The 20,258-nt window shown below is 65.6% G+C and carries 20 protein-coding genes; 6 read left to right on the top strand and 14 right to left on the bottom strand.

Going from position 1 to position 20,258, the window contains the following annotated elements; all coding sequences use genetic code 11:
• Positions 1–25 precede the first annotated feature (25 nt).
• The gene (locus ACVILH_RS11725) at positions 26–913 is read left to right on the top strand and encodes a TauD/TfdA dioxygenase family protein (protein WP_456716953.1); all 888 of its coding nucleotides are present in this window, start codon (positions 26–28) and stop codon (positions 911–913) included.
• A 361-nt stretch (positions 914–1,274) separates the two neighbouring features.
• Here ACVILH_RS11725 and ACVILH_RS11720 read toward each other — a convergent pair whose 3' ends face one another.
• Positions 1,275–1,925, bottom strand: a complete 651-nt coding sequence (locus tag ACVILH_RS11720) for a YqgE/AlgH family protein (RefSeq protein ID WP_006614642.1) — start codon at positions 1,923–1,925, stop codon at positions 1,275–1,277.
• Between the two features lie 137 nt (positions 1,926–2,062).
• On the opposite strand from ACVILH_RS11720, the gene ACVILH_RS11715 reads away from it, so the two are divergent.
• The 3 genes from ACVILH_RS11715 (at position 2,063) to ACVILH_RS11705 (ending at position 5,223) form a co-directional block, all read left to right on the top strand.
• Positions 2,063–2,917 carry a protein-disulfide reductase DsbD domain-containing protein gene (locus tag ACVILH_RS11715; protein WP_456713024.1) on the top strand — a complete coding sequence of 285 codons (855 nt, stop codon included), beginning with the start codon at positions 2,063–2,065 and terminating at the stop codon, positions 2,915–2,917.
• A 94-nt stretch (positions 2,918–3,011) separates the two neighbouring features.
• Positions 3,012–4,388, top strand: a complete 1,377-nt coding sequence (locus ACVILH_RS11710) for a lipopolysaccharide biosynthesis protein (protein ID WP_456713023.1) — start codon at positions 3,012–3,014, stop codon at positions 4,386–4,388.
• Between the two features lie 175 nt (positions 4,389–4,563).
• Positions 4,564–5,223, top strand: a complete 660-nt coding sequence (locus tag ACVILH_RS11705) for a L,D-transpeptidase (RefSeq protein ID WP_456713022.1) — start codon at positions 4,564–4,566, stop codon at positions 5,221–5,223.
• Between the two features lie 22 nt (positions 5,224–5,245).
• Here the strand turns inward: ACVILH_RS11705 and ACVILH_RS11700 are convergent, their stop codons facing one another.
• The 13 genes from ACVILH_RS11700 to cysG all read right to left on the bottom strand — a co-directional run bounded on the left by ACVILH_RS11700 (position 5,246) and on the right by cysG (position 17,287).
• A complete protein-coding gene (locus tag ACVILH_RS11700; protein ID WP_006614646.1) occupies positions 5,246–5,497 on the bottom strand; it encodes a SemiSWEET transporter in 252 nt (83 codons plus the stop codon).
• Positions 5,498–5,606: 109 nt separating this feature from the next.
• A complete protein-coding gene (locus ACVILH_RS11695) occupies positions 5,607–6,398 on the bottom strand; it encodes a 3-hydroxybutyrate dehydrogenase (protein ID WP_456713021.1) in 792 nt (263 codons plus the stop codon).
• A 4-nt stretch (positions 6,399–6,402) separates the two neighbouring features.
• Positions 6,403–7,578, bottom strand: a complete 1,176-nt coding sequence (locus ACVILH_RS11690; protein ID WP_456713020.1) for a DUF3734 domain-containing protein — start codon at positions 7,576–7,578, stop codon at positions 6,403–6,405.
• 144 nt (positions 7,579–7,722) lie between these two features.
• Positions 7,723–8,241: a CAP domain-containing protein gene (locus ACVILH_RS11685; RefSeq protein ID WP_456713019.1), complete on the bottom strand. Its 519-nt coding sequence runs from the start codon at positions 8,239–8,241 to the stop codon at positions 7,723–7,725.
• Positions 8,242–8,625: 384 nt separating this feature from the next.
• Positions 8,626–9,663 (bottom strand): sulfate/molybdate ABC transporter ATP-binding protein, encoded by a 1,038-nt coding sequence (locus ACVILH_RS11680; RefSeq protein WP_456713018.1) that lies wholly within the window; start codon positions 9,661–9,663, stop codon positions 8,626–8,628.
• Positions 9,653–10,555 carry a sulfate ABC transporter permease subunit CysW gene (gene cysW, locus ACVILH_RS11675; RefSeq protein ID WP_456713017.1) on the bottom strand — a complete coding sequence of 301 codons (903 nt, stop codon included), beginning with the start codon at positions 10,553–10,555 and terminating at the stop codon, positions 9,653–9,655. The genes ACVILH_RS11680 and cysW overlap by 11 nt, the downstream gene beginning before the upstream one ends.
• 10 nt (positions 10,556–10,565) lie before the next feature.
• Positions 10,566–11,402: a sulfate ABC transporter permease subunit CysT gene (cysT, locus tag ACVILH_RS11670; protein ID WP_456713016.1), complete on the bottom strand. Its 837-nt coding sequence runs from the start codon at positions 11,400–11,402 to the stop codon at positions 10,566–10,568.
• A gap of 54 nt (positions 11,403–11,456) precedes the next feature.
• Entirely contained in the window at positions 11,457–12,446 is a 990-nt protein-coding gene (locus ACVILH_RS11665) for a sulfate ABC transporter substrate-binding protein (RefSeq protein ID WP_456713015.1), read from the bottom strand.
• A gap of 202 nt (positions 12,447–12,648) precedes the next feature.
• Complete coding sequence (locus ACVILH_RS11660; protein ID WP_456713014.1) at positions 12,649–13,374, bottom strand: phosphoadenylyl-sulfate reductase; 726 nt, start codon at positions 13,372–13,374, stop codon at positions 12,649–12,651.
• Complete coding sequence (locus tag ACVILH_RS11655; RefSeq protein ID WP_456713013.1) at positions 13,371–13,889, bottom strand: DUF934 domain-containing protein; 519 nt, start codon at positions 13,887–13,889, stop codon at positions 13,371–13,373. Before ACVILH_RS11655 ends, ACVILH_RS11660 begins: the two co-directional genes overlap by 4 nt.
• Complete coding sequence (locus ACVILH_RS11650) at positions 13,876–15,531, bottom strand: nitrite/sulfite reductase (RefSeq protein WP_456713012.1); 1,656 nt, start codon at positions 15,529–15,531, stop codon at positions 13,876–13,878. Before ACVILH_RS11650 ends, ACVILH_RS11655 begins: the two co-directional genes overlap by 14 nt.
• Before the next feature lie 10 nt (positions 15,532–15,541).
• A complete protein-coding gene (locus tag ACVILH_RS11645) occupies positions 15,542–15,856 on the bottom strand; it encodes a DUF2849 domain-containing protein (RefSeq protein WP_456713011.1) in 315 nt (104 codons plus the stop codon).
• Positions 15,857–17,287, bottom strand: coding sequence for a siroheme synthase CysG (gene cysG / locus ACVILH_RS11640; RefSeq protein WP_456713010.1), 1,431 nt, complete (start codon positions 17,285–17,287; stop codon positions 15,857–15,859).
• A gap of 234 nt (positions 17,288–17,521) precedes the next feature.
• Between cysG and cysD the strand changes: the two genes are divergently transcribed.
• The gene (gene cysD, locus ACVILH_RS11635; RefSeq protein ID WP_434918021.1) at positions 17,522–18,316 is read left to right on the top strand and encodes a sulfate adenylyltransferase subunit CysD; all 795 of its coding nucleotides are present in this window, start codon (positions 17,522–17,524) and stop codon (positions 18,314–18,316) included.
• 15 nt (positions 18,317–18,331) lie between these two features.
• Positions 18,332–20,248 (top strand): adenylyl-sulfate kinase, encoded by a 1,917-nt coding sequence (cysC, locus tag ACVILH_RS11630; RefSeq protein WP_456713009.1) that lies wholly within the window; start codon positions 18,332–18,334, stop codon positions 20,246–20,248.
• Positions 20,249–20,258 lie beyond the last annotated feature (10 nt).

The following is a 20,258-nucleotide window of genomic DNA, read 5'->3' as shown; positions in this document are numbered from 1 at the left end:
GATGAGGACACGCAAGGAGGACGCCATGGCGATCGCCATCCGGCAGCTTCATCCCCATTTTGTCGGCGAAGTCTCGGGCGTCGACCTGCGCACGCCTCTGGCGCGCGACGAGGTCGCAGAGTTGCAGGCCGCAATCGATCACTATGCAGTGCTGGTGTTCCATGATCAGGACATCACCGACGAGCAGCAGCTCGCTTTCGCGCTGAACTTCGGCGAGCGCGAGCAGGCGCGCGGCGGCACGGTGACCAAGAAAGAGGATTATCGCCTCACCACCGGACTGAACGACGTGTCCAATCTCGGCAAGGACGGCAAGCCGCTGCCGCCGGATCACCGCACGCATCTGTTCAATCTCGGCAACTGCCTGTGGCACTCCGACAGCTCGTTCCGGCCGATCCCGGCAAAGTACTCGATCCTGTCGGCGCGCATCGTCAATCCCAAGGGCGGCAACACCGAGTTCGCCGACATGCGCGCCGCCTATGATGCGCTGGATCAGGACACCAAGGCCGAGATCGACAACCTCGTCTGCGAACATTCGCTGATGTATTCGCGCGGCTCGCTCGGCTTCCTCGACTACACCGATGAGGAGAAGGCAATGTTCAAGCCGGTGCTGCAACGCCTGGTGCGAACACATCCCGCGCACGGCCGCAAGTCGTTGTATCTGTCGTCGCATGCCGGCGCCGTCATCGGCATGAGCATGCCCGAAGGACGGCTGCTGCTGCGCGACCTCACCGAGCACGCCACCCAGCCCGAGTTCGTCTATGTGCACAAATGGCGGCTGCACGATCTGATCATGTGGGACAATCGCCAGACCATGCACCGCGTCCGCCGCTACGATCAGTCGCAGCCCCGCGACATGCGCCGCGCGACCGTGGCCGGCACCGAGCCGACCGTGGCGCAGCAGGCGGCGGAGTAGCTGCAGTTCAAACGCGGCCGTCGAATGACGCCGGCATTGCGAGGAGCGCAGCGACGAAGCAGTCCAGAACCACCGCAGGACTTCGCATATTAAGCGATATGGAGATGTTCGCGGGCCGACTCAACAAATCCGGTGTCATCCCGGACAAGTCCGGCAGCGCGCAAGCGATGCCGGACGCCGATCCGGGATCCATACTCCGTGACGCCTGTTATTGAGCCCGCTCGATCGCCATCTTGCGTCACCACACCCGCCGCGGCGTATGGGTCCCGGCGCGGGGGCCGGGACGACCCGGGGGTAGCCAGTGAGTCCTAGTAAAACCTTGTTGTGAACTTTGAGAGCCGCAGGAGCGGTGCGATCGCGCCTATGCATGCCCCGCGGCATTCGACAGCATGCCGGGATCGATGCCGATCTTGCGCAAAGCCAGATCGTATTTGTTCTCGACATTGTCGCCGAAGATCAGGTCCGGGTCGGCGTCGCAATGCAGCCAGCCATTGTCCTGGATCTCCTCCTCGAGCTGGCCGGCGCGCCAGCCGGCATAGCCGAGCGCGAGGATGGCGTGCTTCGGACCATTGCCCTTGGCGATCGCCTTGAGGATGTCGATGGTCGTGGTCAGGCAGACGCCATCGTTGATCTTCAGCGTGGCGTTGGCGATGAAGTAGTCGCTCGAATGCAGCACGAAGCCGCGGCCGGTATCGACCGGGCCGCCGCTCAGCACCTTCATGGTCTCGGCGCTGTCGGGCAGGCTGATCTGATTGCCCTTCTCGATGATATTCAGTTGCATCAGGAGCTGCGGGAAATCGATGCTGCCCGCCGGGCGGTTCACCATGATACCCATGGCGCCCTCAGCGGAGTGCGCGCACAGATAGATCACGGAGCGCTCGAAGCGGGAATCGCCCATCACGGGCATTGCAACCAGCAACTGGCCGTCGAGGTAGCCGCCGTGAGAGGCGTGGTCGCCGATCCCCGTTACCTTGCGGCGAATGTCGCCCAGCCTTTTTGCTTCAGGATTCATCCGCGAGGACTCTCATGATCGTTGATATCCTGATATTGGGATGCGCATCTGTCAATCAAGGTTCAGGTCCCCGCGACGGAATCCGCCTCACAAGCAATTCAATGGTTTGCGCCTGAACAGCACTCTAAAGACGTCTCATGTCCGCCTTGGTTCCTCATCACTCCGCCACACTGTTCGCCATCGCCCTCGCGTCATCTTGCCTCGCGTCGTCCTGCCTCGTGTCCGGCGCGCGGGCGCAGGACTCCTCGCCCTGGCAGCGCGACAGCCATTCCGCAGTGCGCCTGCTCGCCGGCTCGCGCAGCGGGCCGGTGATGCTCGGCGGCATCGCGTTTCAGCTGCAGCCGGGATGGAAGACCTATTGGCGCACGCCCGGCGATTCCGGCGTGCCGCCGCGGTTCGACTTTTCCAAGTCGGAGAACGTCGAAGCGGTGACGGTTCTATGGCCGGCGCCGACCAAATTCGACGATGGCGCCGGCGGCCATTCGCTCGGCTATCACGACCAGGTCGTGCTGCCGCTGCGCATCGTCGCCAAGAGCCCGGACAAGCCGATGACCTTGCGCGCCGATATCAGCTACGCGGTCTGCGAGAAGATCTGCATCCCGGTGGACGCAAAGGCCGAGCTCGCCTTCACCAGCGTCGCCAGCACCGAGGACACCGCGCTGTCGGCGGCGCTCGATGCGGTGCCGAAGCCGGTCAATGTCGGCGAAACCAATCCGCTGACGATCCGCGACATCAAGCGCGACGGCAAGAAGGACGTCATCGTCGATATCGCCGTCGCCGATCCGCGCGGCGTGCACCTCTATGTCGAGGGTCCGACGCCGGACTGGGCGCTGCCGATCCCGACCGCGCGCGACAGCGGCACGCCCGGCATCAAGCGCTTCGCTTTCGAGCTCGACGGCGTACCGCCGGGCGTCAAGCCAGACGGCGCGGCGCTGAAGCTCACGGTCGTCGGACCGGACAAGGCCTACGAGTTCAACGTCAACCTGCCGTAACGCCCTCACGTCGCGCCCGCCCAACCGATTCTTAACGATGCGTTGATAGGAGAGGATCCTCAGCCGCGATCCGCGCGGCCGTGGAGCCTCTGCCGTGGCCGTGATCGACGCCCGCAACGACACGACATCGACGCGCCTCGCAGCGCGGCTGAAGGCGCGCCTGGCCGCGCTCGGCGGCAGCGGCGAGGCCTCGCTGACGCGGCGGCTGGCCGGCACCATCTTCATCATCCGCGTGCTCAGCGCCGGGCTCGCTTATCTCAGCCAGATCCTGCTCGCGCGCTGGATGGGCGGCTCGGACTACGGCATCTACGTCTATGTCTGGACCTGGGTGCTGCTGCTCGGCAGCATGCTGGATTTCGGCATCGCATCCTCGGCGCAGAAGATCATCCCGGACTACCGCACCTCGAACCAGCACGCGCTGCTGCGCGGCTTCCTCTCCGGCGGCCGCTGGCTGACGCTCGCGACATCCACCATCGCCGCGCTGCTGCTCGCCGGCCTGATCGCCCTGCTCTCGCCCTGGATCGATCCGAGCGAGCGCATGCCGCTTTACATCGGCTGCCTCACCTTGCCGGCCTTCGTCGTCGCCAACACCCAGGACGGCATCGCGCGCTCGCACGACTGGATGAGCCTCGGCCTGATGCCGCAATTCATCATCCGGCAATCCCTGATCATCGGCTTCACCGCCGGCGCCTTCGTGCTCGGCTTCGATCTCGGCGCGACCGCCGCGATGGCGGCAAGCGCAGCCGCGGTGTGGATCGCGATGCTCGGCCAGATGCTGGTGCTGAACCGCAGGCTCGATCGTCACATCGAGAATGGACCGAAGCAGTACGATGTGCGAGGCTGGCTCGCGATCTCGCTGCCGATCCTTCTGGTCGAGAGCTTCTATCTGCTGCTGTCCTACACCGATGTGCTGGTGCTGCAGCAATTCCGTTCCTCCGAGGAGGTCGGCATCTACTTCGCCGTCGTGAAGACGCTGGCGCTGGTGTCGTTCATTCACTACGCGATGTCGGCGACGACGGCGCATCGTTTCGCCGAATATCATGCCCTCGGCGACAAGGCGCGGCTGTCGGCCTATGTCGCCTACGCGATCAAATGGACGTTCTGGCCCTCGCTCGCCGCGACGCTGGTGCTGCTCGCGCTCGGCAAGCCGCTGCTGTTTCTGTTCGGCGCGCAGTTCACGACCGGCTACGACATCATGTTCATCGCCGCGATCGGCCTCGTGGTGCGCGCGGCGATCGGCCCGGTGGAGCGGCTCCTGAACATGCTCGGCCAGCAGCGCGCCTGCGCGATGGCCTATGCGGCGGCCTTCGTGATGAACCTCGTCCTGTGCATCCTGCTGGTGCCGCGCTTCGGCGGCCATGGCGCCGCGGCCGCGACCTCGCTGTCGCTGGTGTTCGAGACCGTGCTGCTGTTTCGCATCGTCAAGCAGCGGCTCGGCCTTCACGTTCTCGCCTTCGGCAAGGCCTCGTGAGGAACCGGTCTCGTCGCATCTGTTGCGTCATCTTGTCCTGCGCTGGACGGAACTGAGAACCTCGCAACGCGCAGCGTCGGCACACGCGCCGATCACGCAAGTGTTGGGTGCACCGCCATGATATTGGCGCGATCCTCCGGGCACATGATTTGACCGTGCGCTGGGGGAGAACGAGATGTCGAGACTGGGGGTCGCGCTATCGCTGGCCGCAACATTGATGCTGGCCGGCTGCATGGAAGCGACGCTGTCGCCGACGACCGATGCCGCCCTGACGCCGCGCGATCGCCAGCTACTGGCCCGCGCGCCCTATGCCGAGGCGCAGATCCCGCAGCAGTTCCAGCGTCACATCGTCGAGTACACGAGAGAGGAACAGCCGGGCACCATCGTCGTCGATACCGATGCGCGACTGCTCTACTACGTCCTGCCCGACCGCAAGGCGATCCGCTATGGCGTGGCGGTCGGCGAGGAGGCAATGGCGTTCTCCGGCGTCGCCACTGTCGGCAAGCTCGCCGAGTGGCCGGACTGGGTTCCCACGGCCGACATCCAGGCGCGCCTCGGGCCCTATCCGAAGCGTGTCGCCGGCGGGCCGGCCAATCCGCTCGGCGCCCGCGCGATCTATCTCTACGAGGGCAACAAGGACACGCTGTACCGCATCCACGGCACCAACCAGCCCGAATATATCGGCCAGGCCATCTCGTCGGGCTGCATCCGGATGACCAACACCGACGTCGCCGACCTCTACAGTCATGTCCAGCTCGGCTCGACCGTGGTCGTGCTGCCGCCGGGCCAGAGCGTCGCGTCGACCAACACCAACATCTTCGCCCGCCGCAGCTGATCGTTGCGACGCGCGGCGCAGCCTAGCCGTAGCGCAGCTTGAGGCCGAGGATCGCCGCCACGAGGCCGAGCGTGATCGCGTTGGCGACCACCAGCGGCAAATCGCTGATCAGCGCACCGTAGAGCAGCCACATCGAATTGCCGGTGGTCTGCAGCACGAACATGCCCATCGAGATGTCATGGGTCGAGCGCGAGCGCCAGGCCTTGATGACCTGGGGCAGGAACGAGCATGTGGTGCAGGTGGCGGCGCCGAGGCCGATGATCGTGGTCAACAAGAGGAAGATCCGTGCGCTGGTCGTGGAACGCACGCTTGTAGAATGACGCGCGCCGAAGCGAAACCCGCTTCGGCGCGAAACTGGCGCTTTGTCCGTTGCTGTGCCGCGGCTACTCCGCGGTCCAGCCGCCGTCGATCGACAGGTTGGTGCCGGTGATCTGCGCCGCCTCGTCGCTGCACAGGAACAGCGCGAGCGCGGCGACCTGGTCGACGGTGACGAACTCCTTGGTCGGCTGCGCGGCGAGCAGCACGTCGTGGATGACCTGCTCCTTGGTGAGGTTGCGCGCCTTCATCGTGTCGGGGATCTGCTTCTCGACCAGCGGCGTCCAGACATAGCCCGGCGAGATGCAGTTGCAGGTGATCTTGTGGGTCGCGAGCTCGAGCGCCACGGTCTTCGTCAGGCCGGCGATGCCGTGCTTGGCCGAGACATAGGCCGACTTGAACGGCGAGGCGACCAGCGAGTGCGCGGACGCCGTGTTGATGATGCGGCCCCAGCCGCGCTTCTTCATGCCGGGCACGGCGGCGTGGATGCCGTAGAACGCCGAGGAGAGATTGATCGCAATGATCTGCTCCCACTTCTCGGCCGGGAAATCCTCGACCGGCGAGACGAACTGGATGCCGGCATTGTTGACGAGGATGTCGACCGAGCCGAACGTGCTCTCACCCAACGCGATCATGCCGGCGATCTCGGCCGGCTTGGTCATGTCGGCCGGCGAATGCACCGCCTTGACCTTGAACTCGCTCTCGATCGCCGCGCGCTCCTTCTCGATGTCATCAGGCGCGCCGAAGCCGTTGATCACGACATTGGCGCCTGCGCTGGCGAAGCCGCGCGCAATCGCGAGCCCAATGCCGCTGGTCGAGCCAGTGACCACCGCGGTCTTGCCCTTCAGATTCGTCGTCATTGCTTTACTCCTTCTTGGCGGCAGCGAGGTTGCCGTCCTGCGTGAGATCGTAGGTGACCATGGTTTCGCCGGACTGCGGCCGCTCCAGCCAGTCCTTGTGGCGCATCGATAAATGGACGTCGCGCACTCCCGCCTCCCAATGCTCGACCATCGCGACATGGGAGAAGTCGTAATCCTTTGACGACGTCTCGTAGTTCTTGCTGCGATAGATCAGGTGCACGACCGTGACGGTGTTCTCCTGCGCCGCCTTGCACAGGATCTCCAGCGAGGGATCGTTGCGCAGATCGTCGGGCAGCTTGCCGTAGAGCTCGCGGAACGCCTTGCGCAGATTGTGGATCATGCGGTTCTTGTCGGTGTTCATCCGCGTCCGGCTGGAATAGCGGATGTCCTTCTCGCGCTCGGCGGCTTCCAGCAAGGTGCGCGGCAGCTCGCCGCGTGCCGAGAACAGATCGACCTGGAAGATCAGGAGATCGCGGTCGGTGCCGATGTCGAGCACGTAGTCGAGCGGCGTGTTGGAGGCGATGCCGCCGTCCCAGTAATGCTCGCCGTCGATCTCCACCGGCGGGAAGCCGGGCGGCAGCGCGCCCGAGGCCATGATGTGCTCGGGCGTGATACGCTTGCCCTGCTTCTTGAATTCGACATTGTCGAAATAGGTGAAATTGCCGGTGGACACGCCGACGGCGCCGACCGACAGCCGGGTCTTGAGATCGTTGATGCGATCGAAATCGACCAGCCGCTCCAGCGTCTTTTTCAGCGGCGCGGTGTCGTAATAGCTCACCGATTGCGGCGTGCCGGCGGGCCACAGCGGCGCCGGCGGAAAGCGCGGCGTGAAGAAGCCGGGCACGCCGAACGCCGCGATCAGCGCCGCGCTCGCCTCGTTGAAGGCCGAGCGGTGATGATCGCCGTTGAGCAGCGGCTTCCACGGCACCGGCGACGACACCATGTGCCAGAATTCCTTGAGGCGCTCGACGCGCCTCTCGGGCTCGTTGCCGGCGATGATCGCGGAATTGATCGCTCCGATGGAAATGCCGGCGACCCATTCCGGCTCAAAGTCGAAATGGCACAGCGCCTGATAGGCGCCGGCCTGATAGGAGCCGAGCGCGCCGCCGCCCTGCAGGACGAGCACGCGCTTGGCATCGGACGGAGTTGTCGGCGGAGCCGGCAGCGGATGAGCATTCATGTCAATCGATCGGTTATCAGCAGTTGCGCCAGCGTGGCGTGAGTTCCTGATAACGTCAAATCAACCTCCGGAATAGGTCGCCTCCGGCCAGCGGTGAGGCCCAACCGGACAGGTTGCCGCCCGCGCAGCAAGCAGCGGTGCCTGTCAGGAAGGCTTCTTGCTGTCCGGAGCGGCCAGGATCATGGTCCAGAACACCTTGTATTTCGTATTCGGAGCATAGCTCGCGGCAATGCCTATTTTTGTGACACCGCTCTTCAGCATGTTGGCGCGGTGGGGCGGCGAATCGCGCCAGCCGGAAAAGGCTTCCGCGAGCGTGTGATAACCCGCCGAGACGTTCTCGACCGCGACGGCGGCATCATATCCGGCGCCGGTCAGCCGCTTGGCCAGCGGCGCGCGCACGTCGTGATCGAGCTTGTTCTTGTCGGCCATCGCCTGCGACTGCGACTCGGCGAGCCGCATCAATTCGGGATCGACCTCGACCATGCCGAGCCCGTTGTTCTGACGGTATTGTGAGATCATCGTCGCCGCGGCGACCGCATCGAGCTTGGCGCCGGCGACTGCCATGTCGGCATACATGGTCGGTGCCTGCACGACCGGCGTCGTCTCCGCCGCGCAGCCGGCGAGCAGGAATGCGATGGAGAGAGCGAATGCCGGATGCTTCAATGAACCAGTCCCTATGCCGAGAAGAGAGGCGGGTTGTTGCACATCAACCGTGGCTGAAAGGTGAATCGCCGGTAAGTTCCATCGGCGCAATTCGAGCCGTTTCGGCCGAGTAACGGTTGGTCAACCATAATGCCGGTTCGGTCAAGCCAAGGACGGCGCCACATTCCCGCTGTCGTCCCGGCCTCCGAGCCGGGACCCATACGCCGCGGCGGTCGTGGTGAAGCACGCTGCCGATCGAGCGAAGGCCACAACAGATGTCACGGAGTATGGGTCCCGGCTCGGAGGCCGGGACGACACCGATGATTGAGGAGCCAGCGTACTGACGAACAGGTCCTGCAGGGCACGCTGCCACCGCACGAGCGCTACGCAGCGAACAACCCACGCTTATCCAGCAAAGATCCGATAGTGCCGCGGCTTGAGGCCGATGCGGTCGCCGATGCGGAGCTCGCGGTCGCGCGGGGCGTCGATCTCGATGATGGTGGAGCCTTCGCTCAGCGCGATCTCGGCGCGCTGCACCGGGCCGAAGCTGCGGACGTGGGTGACGGCACCATGCAACGTGCCGCTCTCGGCCGGGCCGATCATCATGTCGTGGCGGCGCACGAACAAGGTCGATGCTCCCGCAGCCGCGCCTTCGGCAATGATGTCCAGCGGCCGGCCGTTGAGATGCACCGCGCCGCCGGCGACCTCCACCGGCAGCATGATCGATTCACCGATGAAGCCGTGCACGAACGCGGTTGCCGGACTGTCATAGACGTCACTGGGCGAGCCGACCTGCTCGATGCGGCCCTTGTCCATGACGACGACGCGATGCGCGACCTCGAGCGCCTCCTCCTGGTCATGCGTGACGAAGATCGAGGTGACGTTGATCGAATGATGCAAGGTGCGCAGCCATTGCCTGAGCTCCTTGCGCACCTTGGCATCGAGCGCGCCGAACGGCTCGTCGAGCAGCAGGATGCGCGGCTCGATGGCGAGCGCACGCGCAAGCGCAATGCGCTGGCGCTGGCCGCCGGAGAGCTGGCTCGGATAGCGGTCGGCGAGCCAGTCGAGTTGCACGAGATCGAGCAGCTCCTTCACGCGCGCGCGGATCTGCGCCTCGCTCTTGCGGATGCGGCGCGGCTGCACGCGCAGGCCGAAGGCGACGTTCTCGAACACGCTCATGTGCCGGAACAGCGCATAATGCTGGAACACGAAGCCGACGTGACGCTCGCGCGCGCCACGATCCAGCGCGTTCTCGCCGTCGAACAGGATCTCGCCGGCATCGGGCCATTCCAGCCCGGCGATGATGCGCAACAAGGTGGTCTTGCCCGAGCCGGACGGCCCGAGCAATGCCAGCAGCTCGCCGCTCGCGACCTTGAGGTCGACGCCGTCGAGCGCCTTGAACGCGCCGAAGGTCTTGACGACGCCTCTCGCTTCAATGGTCATGAGGCATGTCCTCGTCGATGTTGCGTTCGAGAATGGTCTTGGCGACCAGCGTGATCAGCGCCAGCATGGCGAGCAGCGAGGCGATCGCGAACGAGGCCACCATCTGGTACTCGTTGTAGAGGATCTCGACGAGCAGCGGCATCGTGTTGGTCTCGCCTCTGACATGGCCTGACACCACCGACACCGCGCCGAACTCGCCCATCGCGCGCGCATTGCAGAGCAGGACGCCGTACAGCACGCCCCATTTGATGTTGGGGAGCGTGACGCGGAAGAAGGTCTGGAGGCCCGACGCGCCCAGCGAGATCGCCGCCTCCTCCTCCTGCGTGCCCTGCTCCTGCATCAGCGGGATCAGCGCGCGCGCCACGAAGGGGAAGGTGACGAAGATGGTGGCGAGCGCAATGCCCGGGAAGGCGAACAGGATCTGCAGACCGTGCGCCTGCAGCCAGGGCCCGAAGAAGCCTTGCGCGCCGAACAGCAGCACGAAGACGAGGCCGGAGATCACGGGGCTGACCGAGAACGGCAGGTCGATCAGCGTGATCAGGAAGGTCTTTCCCGGAAAGTCGAACTTCGCGATTGCCCAGGCGGCGGCGAGGCCGAACACCAGGTTGGTGCCGACCGAGACGGCGGCCACGCCGAGCGTGAGCCGAATGGCCGACCACGCCTCGGGATCCGCCAGCGCCGAGAGATAGGCGGCAATGCCCTTGGCGAATGCCTCGACGAACACGACCACCAGCGGCAGCACGACGAAGATCGAGAGGAAGGCAATCGCAAGCGTGATGATGGCAAAACGCACGACCGTCGGCTCCGCGCGCGGATCGCGCCGGGCGGCCGTTTCGGCATGGCTGCGAGCCGATGCGTCTGAGGTCCGTTGCAGGGTCATCTCGATGCTCATGACGCGGCCCTCAAGTTGCAGGCGCCTGGGCCTGGGCCCAGCGTTGCAGGCGATTCACCGCGAAGATGATCACGAATGCCACCACAAGCATCACGACCGCAATGGCCGTCGCGTCGGCATAGCGGAACTCGGAGAGGCGAATGACGATCAGAAGCGGGGCAATCTCCGAGACGTTCGGCAGATTGCCGGCGATGAAGATCACCGAGCCGTATTCGCCGACGGCGCGGGCGAAGGCGAGCGCGAAGCCGGTCAGCAGCGCCGGCGTCAGGCTGGGCAGGATGACCTTGGTGACGATGTGCCAGCGGCTGGCGCCGAGGCTGGCAGCCGCCTCCTCGATCTCCGGATCGAGATCGATCAGCACCGGCTGCACGGTGCGGACCACAAACGGGATGCCGATGAAGATCATCGCGATGAAGATGCCGAGCGGCGTGAACGCCACCTTGATGCCGGCTGCCGCCAGCGGCGCGCCGAGCCAGCCCTTCTGTGCGAACAGCGCCGTGAGGGCCACGCCGGCGACCGCCGTCGGCAGCGCGAACGGCACGTCGACGATGGCGTCGAACAAACGCCGGCCCGGGAACCGGTAGCGCACCAGCGCCCAGACCACGATCGTACCCATCACCAGGTTGACGCAGGCGGCCGCGAAGGACAGCCCGAACGAAATCTTCAGCGCACTCAAGGTGCGCCGGCTGGTGACGATGTCCCAGAACTGCATGAGGCTGAGATCGGTGGAGCGAACGAACAGTCCGGCCAGGGGAATCAACACGATCAAGGACAGCCAGGTCAGCGTCAGTCCCATGGTGAGACCAAAGCCCGGCAAGGTGCTGCGTCGGGGTGCTAATACGCTCAAGAAGCCACCTGGCTCATTCCCTGGCTCAATCCAATGTCCTCCCCGTCCGGACAATCAGTTCTTGTAGATCTCATCGAACACGCCACCCTCGGCGAAGTGATCCTTCTGGGCCTTGGTCCAGCCGCCGAACACGTCATCGATCGTGAACAGATCGACCTTGGCAAACGACTCGGCGTACTTTTTGGCAACGTCGGCATCGCGCGGACGATAGAAGTTTCGTGCGGCGATTTCCTGACCTTCCTTCGTATACCAATACTTCAGATAGGCTTCAGCGGCCGCCTGCGTGCCCTTCTTGGCCACGACCGTATCGACGACGGCAACTGGCGGTTCTGCCAGGATCGACAGCGACGGCGAGATGATCTCGAACTTTTCCTTACCGAATTCTTTCAGGGCCAGATACGCCTCGTTCTCCCAGGCCAGCAGCACGTCACCGACGCCGCGTTCCACGAAGGTGACGGTCGCCCCGCGCGCGCCGGTGTCGAGCACGGGAACGTGCTTATAGAGGTCGGCCACGAACTGCTTGGCCTTGTCGGCCGAGCCGGTCTTCTTCAGCGCATAGCCCCAGGCGGCCAGATAGTTCCAGCGCGCGCCGCCGGAGGTCTTCGGATTGGGCGTGATCACGTCGACGCCCGACTTCAGCAGATCGTCCCAATCCTTGATGCCCTTGGGGTTGCCCTTGCGCACCAGGAACACGATGGTCGAGGTGTAGGGCGAGGCGTTCTGCGGCAGCCGCTTCTGCCATTCCTTGTCGAGCAGCCCCTTGTTGGCAATGGCGTCGATGTCATAGGCCAGCGCCAGGGTGACCACATCGGCCTGCAGGCCGTCGATCACGCTGCGCGCCTGCGCGCCTGAGCCGCCATGCGACTGCTTGATCTCGACCGACTTGCCGGTCTCCTTCTGATAGCTCGCAGCGAACGCCTTGTTGAACTCGACATAGAGCTCACGGGTCGGATCGTAGGACACGTTGAGCAGATTGATATCAGCCGCGTAGGCCGATCCCGCCCATGCCAGGCCCGCCACCACAGCCAGAACACGCCGCATCATCCAAGCTCTCCATTTCCAGGCCCGCGATATCGCAGGCGCACACCTCAAATCGCCGGATGTGCCCATCAGAGTCAACGGAACCGGATTTTCTTGTTTCCGGCCAGACGTCAGCATTTTGCTACGATGCGTTCGGCATTGGGATAGCTGTTCTTTGCCACGAACAACATCGTCTGGTCGCCGAACAGACGCCAGGGGATTCCAACTACACCCCTGAGGTCGCCACCGTGTGGATGCCGCACTCCGTCTTGCCACGGCCGCGCCAGCGGCCGGCGCGCTCGTCCTCGCCCGCGTCCGCGCGACTGGTGCAGGGCATGCAGCCGATCGAGCGGAAGCCGGAGGCCACCAGCGGATGCTGCGGCAGATTGGCCGACCGGTAGATCGCCGCGATGTCGTCGCGGCTGGCATTGGCGAACGGGTTGAACTTCACCCGGGCGCCGTCCTGCTCGACCACCGGCATTGCGGCGCGCAGGCCGCCCTGGAACCGCTTGCGGCCGTTGATCCAGCCTGTGAACGGCGCCAGCGCGCGCGCCAGCGGCTCCACTTTGCGGATGCGGCAGCAGGCGTCGGGATCGGAGAACCAGAGGTCGTTGTCGGCATCCTCGCGCGTGAGCGCTGCGGCATCCGGCTTGATCGAGCGGACGTCACGCAGGCCGAGGATGTCGATGAGCTGGTCGCGATAGGCCAGCGTCTCCGCAAACATGTGACCGGTGTCGAGGAAGATCACCGGAATGGCCGGATCGACATCGGCCGTCACCTTCAGCAAGGCCGCCGATTCCGAGCCGAACGACGACACGACCGCGAGCCGCTCGCGGCCGATCGCCTGCAGCGCAGCCGCAATGACCTCGTGCGGCGAAGCTGTGCGCAGCGCGGCGTCGAGCGCTGCGACCGGAGCTTGTTCGACCTGATCTGGTGCGGCCAGCGTGCTCACAGCCCGGCGCGCTCCGCATGACGCTGTTGCAGCCGCTGATGCAGTGCCGAGATGCGGCCGTCGCCGGCCGGCTGGTAGAACACCGAATAGCGCTTCACGGTCTCGGTGAAGGCCTCGGCATCCGCCTGCTTCTTGACGTCGAAGGCGTCGAAGCCGGCGCGCAGCATGAATACGAACTGGTCGCGTAGCACCTGCCCGGTGGCGCGCAGCTCGCCGCGATAGCCGTAGCGTTCGCGCAAGAGACGCGCCTGGGTGTAGGCGCGGCCATCGCGGAAGCTCGGGAACACCAGCGCGACCAGCGCGAGCCGGTCGAGATAGGGCACGAGGTCGTCGACGTCGCGATTGTTCGGCCAGATCACGCCGAGCTTGCCACCGGTGCGGCTCACCAGCGCGTCGGGGCCGGCGAGGAAGCGCGTCTCCGAGACGAGGATCGCGCCCTGCGCCGGCAGCTCGGCGTCTTCGGTGACGCGGACGAACTCGTCCGCAACGATATGTCCGCCCTTAACGAGTGGCATAAACCCGCTCCCTGAATGGTTCGACCCCGAGCCGCTTCACCGTTTCGACGAACAGCTCCTCAGGGCGCGCGCGCAGCGCAAGATAGGCTTCGACGATGTCCTCGACGACATCGGCGACTTCGGCATAGGGCACCGCGGGGCCGATCAGGGTGCCGAGCTCGGCGCCCTCGTCGGCGCGGCCGCCGATGGTGATCTGATAGAATTCCTCGTTGTTCTTCTCGACGCCGAGGATGCCGATGTGGCCGACGTGATGGTGGCCGCAGGCATTGATGCAGCCGGAGATGTTGATGTGCAGCCGGCCGATCAGGTTCGCCGTATCGTGATTGGCGAAGCGGCGGGTGATCTCCTGCGCGATCGGAATCGAGCGCGCATTGGCCAGCGAGCAATAGTCGAGCCCCGGGCAGGCGATGATGTCGGAGACGAGGTTGACGTTGGGAATCGCCAGGCCAATTGCCTCGAGCGCCTTCCACACCGCCGGCAAATCGCGCTTGCGCACATGCGGCAGCGCCAGGTTCTGCTCGTGGCCGACGCGGATCTCGCCGAACGAATATTTGTCGGCGATGTCGGCGAGCGCATCCATCTGATCGGCGGTCGCGTCACCCGGAGGCTTGCCGACCGGCTTCAGCGACACGGTGACGATCGCGTAGCCCTGCTGCTTGTGCGGGAACACCGAGTTCTTGCGCCAGGCTTCGAACGTCTGATCATGCGCAGCCTGCTTCAGCTCGTCCGGCATGTGCGGGAGCGTCTCGTAGGCTGGATAGAAGAAGCGTGAGCGGATGTCCTCGACGATGCCCTCGTCGAGCTTGAGCACGCCCTCGCGGATCTGCTGCCATTCCTCCTCGACCTCGGCGGCGAACTTCTCGATGCCGAGCTCGTGCACCAGGATCTTGATCCGCGCCTTGTAGATGTTGTCGCGGCGGCCGTACTGATTGTAGACGCGCAGGATCGCCTCGACATAGCTCAGGATGTCATGGCCGTGCACGAACGGCTTGATGGTCTTGGCGATGAAGGGCGAGCGGCCGAGGCCGCCGCCGACCAGCACCTCGAAGCCGGTCTCGCCCTGTTCGTTCTTCTTCAGACGCAGGCCGATGTCGTGGATCTTGATCGCGGCGCGATCATGCTCGGAGGCCGTGATCGCGATCTTGAACTTGCGCGGCAGGAATGAAAATTCCGGATGCAGCGTGGTGAACTGGCGCAGCAGCTCGGCCCAGATGCGGGGATCCTCGACCTCGCCCGGCGCGACGCCGGCCCACTGGTCGGCGGTGACGTTGCGCATATTGTTGCCGGAGGTCTGCATCGACTGGATGCCGACTTCGGCCAGATCCGCCATCGCATCCGGCAGCTCGGCGAGCTTGATCCAGTTGAACTGGATGTTCTGCCGGGTCGTGAAGTGGCCATAGCCGCGATCGTAGCGACGCGCGACATGCGCCAGCCGGCGCAGCTGGTTCGACGCCAGGGTGCCGTAGGGAATGGCGATGCGGTACATATAGGCGTGCAGCTGGAGGTACACGCCGTTCTGCAGCCGCAGCATCTTGAACTCGTCCTCGGACAATTCGCCCGAGAGACGGCGCTTCACCTGGTCGCGGAATTCGGCGACACGCTCGTTGACCAGTGTGCGATCGATCTCGTCATAAGCATACATGAGAAGGCCTTCAGGCTTGAGCCGGGAGCGCGATGGTCGCGCCCGTCAGCCGGATGTGTTCGCGCATATTGCCGGGCTTCACCGCGCCGTCGGCTGCGACCTCGACCGGCGCGATATAGGGACCGATCGCGTTGAGATCATCCGCCACCGCCTCGGTCAGCAGCGCGCGCGCCTCATCGGCGGTGCGCACGATCGCCGCATCCGCGAGCTCATCGGACCAGCTCTTCGAACCGGTGCGGTAGATCACCGCGCCGTCCCACGTGCGGTTCGCGGTGACGATCGAGGGACCGGTGATCTTGATCTTCTGTTGCAGCGGGGAGGTCATTCAGACGGGTTCCAGGAGTTTTGCAATCACGCCACTGAGATTCTGCTGACGCCAGGGCGCCGAATGCGCCACGACGTCGCCGATGATGAGGATGGCCGGACCGCCGTCGATTTTCGCGACAAGATCCGGCAATTGATCGAGCGTGCCGACCGCGGCTTGCGCGTCCGGCCGCGTCACGCGCGCGAACACGCCGACCGGCGTCTGCGGCGAGCGGCCCGCCGCAAGCAAGCCGGAGCGCACAGCCGGCGCCGCAGTCATGCCCATGTAGACGACAACGGTCATCTTGGTGTCGGTCAGGACCGACCAGTCGACGGCCTCGGCGTCGCGCTCCTTGTGCGCGGTGAGGAAGGTGATGCGCAGCGCCTTGCTTCGGAAGGTCAAGGGCACCTCGAACTGCGCGGCGGCGCCGATGCCGGCGGTGATGCCGGGCACGATGGTGTAAGACACGCCGGCGTGGCGCAGCGCGTCGACCTCCTCGCCGCCGCGGCCGAACACGTAGGCGTCGCCGCCCTTCAGGCGCACCGCACGCTTGCCCTCGCGGGCGGCGTCGATCAGCAGCTTGTTGACGGCGTCCTGGCCGATGCCCGGCTTGCCGACGCGGCGGCCGACCGGCACGCGCGAGGCATCGCGGCGGATGCGGTCGAGAATGTCGGGCGTCACCAACTCGTCGTAGAACACGACGTCGGCGTCCTGCAGCGCGCGCAGCGCCTTGATGGTCAGGAGATCAGGATCACCGGGACCGGCGCCGACCAGGGTGACATGACCTTCGCTGCGGCCGGCATGATCGGCGCCCGCGAATGCGGTGGGATCGGCGATGCCATGCAGCGCCGCCGCAGCCTCGTGCTTGCGCCCCGCGAGCACCAACGCGCCGATCGGGCCGTCGACGACGCGCTCCCAGAAGCGGCGGCGCAGCGGCATCTCGGCGATGCGAGGATTGATGGTCTTGCGGAAGTCGCCGATGAAGCCCGCGAGCTCGCCGATGCGGGCCGGCAGCAGCGCCTCGATGCGCTCGCGCACACGGCGCGCCACCACCGGCGACGAGCCGCCGGTGCCGATCGCCACCACGACGTCGCCGCGATCGACGATCGCCGGAAAGATGAAGCTCGAATGCGCGAGGTCGTCCATCACGTTGACCGGCAGGCCGACGCTGCGCGCCCGCGCCGACATCGCGACGCCGATATCACCGGCGCCGGCGCAGAGCACGGCAATCACACCCGACAGATCCGTCGTCAGCGGATCGCCTTCGGCGCGCGTGATCTGGCCATGATCGTCGTGCAATCCGCCGAGATCGAAATCGCCATCGGTCGCGAACCAGCGGATGCGGGCACCTGCCGACAGCAGCACCCGCAGCTTGGCGCGCACGAGCTCGCCCGCGCCGATCAGCAGCACGGGGCCGGTCTTCAGATCGAGAAACACCGGCAGATATTGCATTGCGCTCTTCGGCTTCGACTCTTCAGGGTTGACTGGAATTATTTTCTATATAAGTGTCACGCCGCAGACGTAAAGAGAAAATTATTTCTTGGCTTCGCCATAGAATTTTCTCCCAAGCAGGCGATGGCTGACAGCATGCACATTCTCACCAACGACGTTTCCAGAGACCGGTTGCCCTCTTCCGAGCTCGATCAAGCATCTTCCATGCCGCGCGTCCTCGGCGCCGCGCCGACGATGGATCATCTCGACCAGCTCGAGGCGCAGAGCATTTACATTCTCCGCGAGGCCTTTGCACGGCTGAAGAAGCTCGCGCTGCTGTGGTCGCTGGGAAAAGATTCCAACGTGATGATCTGGCTGGCGCGCAAGGCCTTCTTCGGCCGGGTGCCGTTTCCCGCCATGCATGTCGATACCGGCAAGAAGTTTCCGGAGATGTACGCCTTCCGCGACACCTATGCGCAGGAATGGGGCCTCGATCTCCGCGTCGAGCCATGCCCGCCGATCGATGCCGTCGACCCGACCCTGCCGCCCGCGGCGCGCTCGGCGGCGCGCAAGACCGAGGGCCTGAAGATGGCGCTCGCCAAGCACGGCTTTGACGGCCTGATCGCCGGCATCCGCCGCGACGAGGAGGCGACCCGCGCCAAGGAGCGCGTGTTCTCGCCGCGCGGCGCCGAGGGCAATTGGGACGTCCGCGACCAGCCGCCGGAATTCTGGGACCATTTCAACGCCTCACCGCCGCAGGGCGCGCATTTGCGCATCCATCCGATCCTGCATTGGACCGAGGCCGACATCTGGGCCTACACCGCGCGCGAGAACATTCCGATCATCCCGCTCTATCTCGCCAAGAACGGCAAGCGCTACCGCTCGCTCGGCGACCAGGACATCACCTTCCCGGTCGCCTCGAACGCTTCGAACATCGCGGAGATTCTCGCCGAGCTCGAAAGCACCAAGGTGCCGGAGCGGGCGGGCCGTGCGCTCGACCATGAGACCGAGGACGCCTTCGAGCGTCTGCGCGTCGCCGGCTATCTCTGAGCGGAGCGCGAGGTCATGAACATGAGAGTCCCGGCCGCCGCCCCCGCCACGCCGAACGGCACGAGCCGCCCGCAGGTCTCAATCGTCATCGTCGGCCATGTCGATCACGGCAAGTCGACCCTGGTCGGTCGCCTCCTGCATGAGACCGGCAGCCTGCCCGACGGCAAGCTCGAAATGTTGCAGGCGGTCTCCGCCCGCCGCGGCATGCCGTTCGAATGGTCGTTTCTGCTCGACGCGCTGCAGACCGAGCGCGACCAGGGCATCACCATCGACACCACGCAGATCCGCTTCCGCACCAATGCGCGCGAGGTCGTGCTGATCGACGCGCCCGGCCACGCCGAGTTCCTGCGCAACATGATCACCGGCGCCTCGCAGGCCGACGGCGCCGTGCTGATCATCGACGCGCTCGAAGGCGTGCGCGACCAGACCCGCCGTCACGGCTATCTCCTGCATCTCCTCGGCGTCCGCCAAGTCGCCGTCGTCGTCAACAAGATGGACCGCGTCGATTTCGGCGAAGCGCGTTTCAACGACATCAAGGCCGAGATCTCGGCGCATCTCCAGGGCCTCGGCGTCAAGCCGGTCGCGGTGATCCCGATCTCCGCCCGCGACGGCGACGGCGTCGCGCAACTGACCCCGCGCATCGGTTGGTACAAGGGTCCGACCGTGGTCGAGGCGCTCGACGGGCTGGAGCCCGCCAAGCCGCTGTCGAGCCTGCCGCTGCGCCTGCCGGTGCAGGCGATCTACAAGTTCGACGATCGCCGCATCGTGGCCGGCCGCGTCGAGGCCGGCGAATTGCGCACCGGCGACGAGATCGTGATCATGCCGGCCGGCAAGATCGCGAAGATCAAGACCGTCGAGGGCTGGCCGCAGACGCCGGTCACCACAGCGCAAGGCGCGGGCCGCTCGGTCGGCATCACGCTCGACCGTGAGCTGTTCATCGAGCGCGGCGACGTCATCGCCCATGTCGGCCGCGAGCCGCAGGCGGCGCGCCGGCTGCATGCGCGCATCTTCTGGCTGCACGACCAGCCGCTCGCCAAAGGCGACAACATTCTCGTCCGGCTCGGCACCCGCGAGGCGCGCGGCAGCGTGGTCGCGATCGAGAAGGCGGTCGATCCCGGCTCGCTGTCGAACGAGGAGAACGCCTCGATCGCGCGCAACCATGTCGGCGAGATCGAGATCGCGCTGACCCAGCCGGTCGCCGTCGATCCCTACACCGAGAACGCGCGCACCGGCCGCCTCGTGATCGAGGTGCAGGGCCGCATCGCCGGCGGAGGACTCGTGCTGTCGATCGCCGCGGGCAAGCGCGCGGCACCCGTGGACATCATTCCCGTGGAATCCGCGCTGCAGCCGCAGGAGCGCGCCGACCGCTACCGCCATAAGGGCGCTGTCGTGTGGATGACCGGCCTGCCCGGCGCCGGCAAGTCGACCTTGGCGCGCGCGCTGGAGCGGCGGCTGTTCAGCCGCGGCGGCGCGCCCGTGCTGCTCGACGGCGACACCGTGCGCGCCGGCCTCAACAAGGACCTCGGCTTCACGCCGGAGGATCGCGCCGAGAACATCCGCCGCCTCGCCGAGGTCGCGACCCATCTCGCCCGCAACGGCCACATCGCGATCGTCGCCGCGGTGTCGCCGGCGCGCGAGGACCGCGCCGCCGCGCGGCGTGTGGCCGGCGACCTGTTCCGCGAGGTCTACGTCGCAACGGCGGCCGAGATCTGCGAGAGCCGCGATCCCAAGGGCCACTACGCCAAGGCCCGCGCCGGCGCGCTGTCGAATTTCACCGGCATCGGCAACGACTACGAGCCGCCGCTCGACGCCGAGCTGGTGCTCGACACCGCCACCCGCGGCATCGCCGACGCCACGGACGAGCTGGAAGCGCTGCTGTCGAAGACCGGCGTGCTGTTCGACGACATCGCCGATCTCGGCGCGAATATCTAACTAAGGCAAA

The sequence above is a fragment of the Bradyrhizobium sp. USDA 4353 genome (assembly GCF_054063215.1).
This window is presented reverse-complemented; position numbering and strand designations above follow the sequence as displayed.

Excerpts from the sequence above, each read along its gene's own strand:
- ACVILH_RS11725 (WP_456716953.1), top strand. The coding sequence starts at position 26 with ATGGCGATCGCCATCCGGCAGCTTCATCCCCATTTTGTCGGCGAAGTC.
- ACVILH_RS11720 (WP_006614642.1), bottom strand. The coding sequence starts at position 1,925 with ATGAATCCTGAAGCAAAAAGGCTGGGCGACATTCGCCGCAAGGTAACG.
- ACVILH_RS11715 (WP_456713024.1), top strand. The coding sequence starts at position 2,063 with ATGTCCGCCTTGGTTCCTCATCACTCCGCCACACTGTTCGCCATCGCC.
- ACVILH_RS11705 (WP_456713022.1), top strand. The coding sequence starts at position 4,564 with ATGTCGAGACTGGGGGTCGCGCTATCGCTGGCCGCAACATTGATGCTG.
- ACVILH_RS11695 (WP_456713021.1), bottom strand. The coding sequence starts at position 6,398 with ATGACGACGAATCTGAAGGGCAAGACCGCGGTGGTCACTGGCTCGACC.
- ACVILH_RS11690 (WP_456713020.1), bottom strand. The coding sequence starts at position 7,578 with ATGAATGCTCATCCGCTGCCGGCTCCGCCGACAACTCCGTCCGATGCC.
- ACVILH_RS11680 (WP_456713018.1), bottom strand. The coding sequence starts at position 9,663 with ATGACCATTGAAGCGAGAGGCGTCGTCAAGACCTTCGGCGCGTTCAAG.
- cysW (WP_456713017.1), bottom strand. The coding sequence starts at position 10,555 with ATGAGCATCGAGATGACCCTGCAACGGACCTCAGACGCATCGGCTCGC.
- ACVILH_RS11665 (WP_456713015.1), bottom strand. The coding sequence starts at position 12,446 with ATGATGCGGCGTGTTCTGGCTGTGGTGGCGGGCCTGGCATGGGCGGGA.
- ACVILH_RS11655 (WP_456713013.1), bottom strand. The coding sequence starts at position 13,889 with ATGCCACTCGTTAAGGGCGGACATATCGTTGCGGACGAGTTCGTCCGC.
- ACVILH_RS11650 (WP_456713012.1), bottom strand. The coding sequence starts at position 15,531 with ATGTATGCTTATGACGAGATCGATCGCACACTGGTCAACGAGCGTGTC.
- ACVILH_RS11645 (WP_456713011.1), bottom strand. The coding sequence starts at position 15,856 with ATGACCTCCCCGCTGCAACAGAAGATCAAGATCACCGGTCCCTCGATC.
- cysG (WP_456713010.1), bottom strand. The coding sequence starts at position 17,287 with ATGCAATATCTGCCGGTGTTTCTCGATCTGAAGACCGGCCCCGTGCTG.
- cysD (WP_434918021.1), top strand. The coding sequence starts at position 17,522 with ATGGATCATCTCGACCAGCTCGAGGCGCAGAGCATTTACATTCTCCGC.
- cysC (WP_456713009.1), top strand. The coding sequence starts at position 18,332 with ATGAACATGAGAGTCCCGGCCGCCGCCCCCGCCACGCCGAACGGCACG.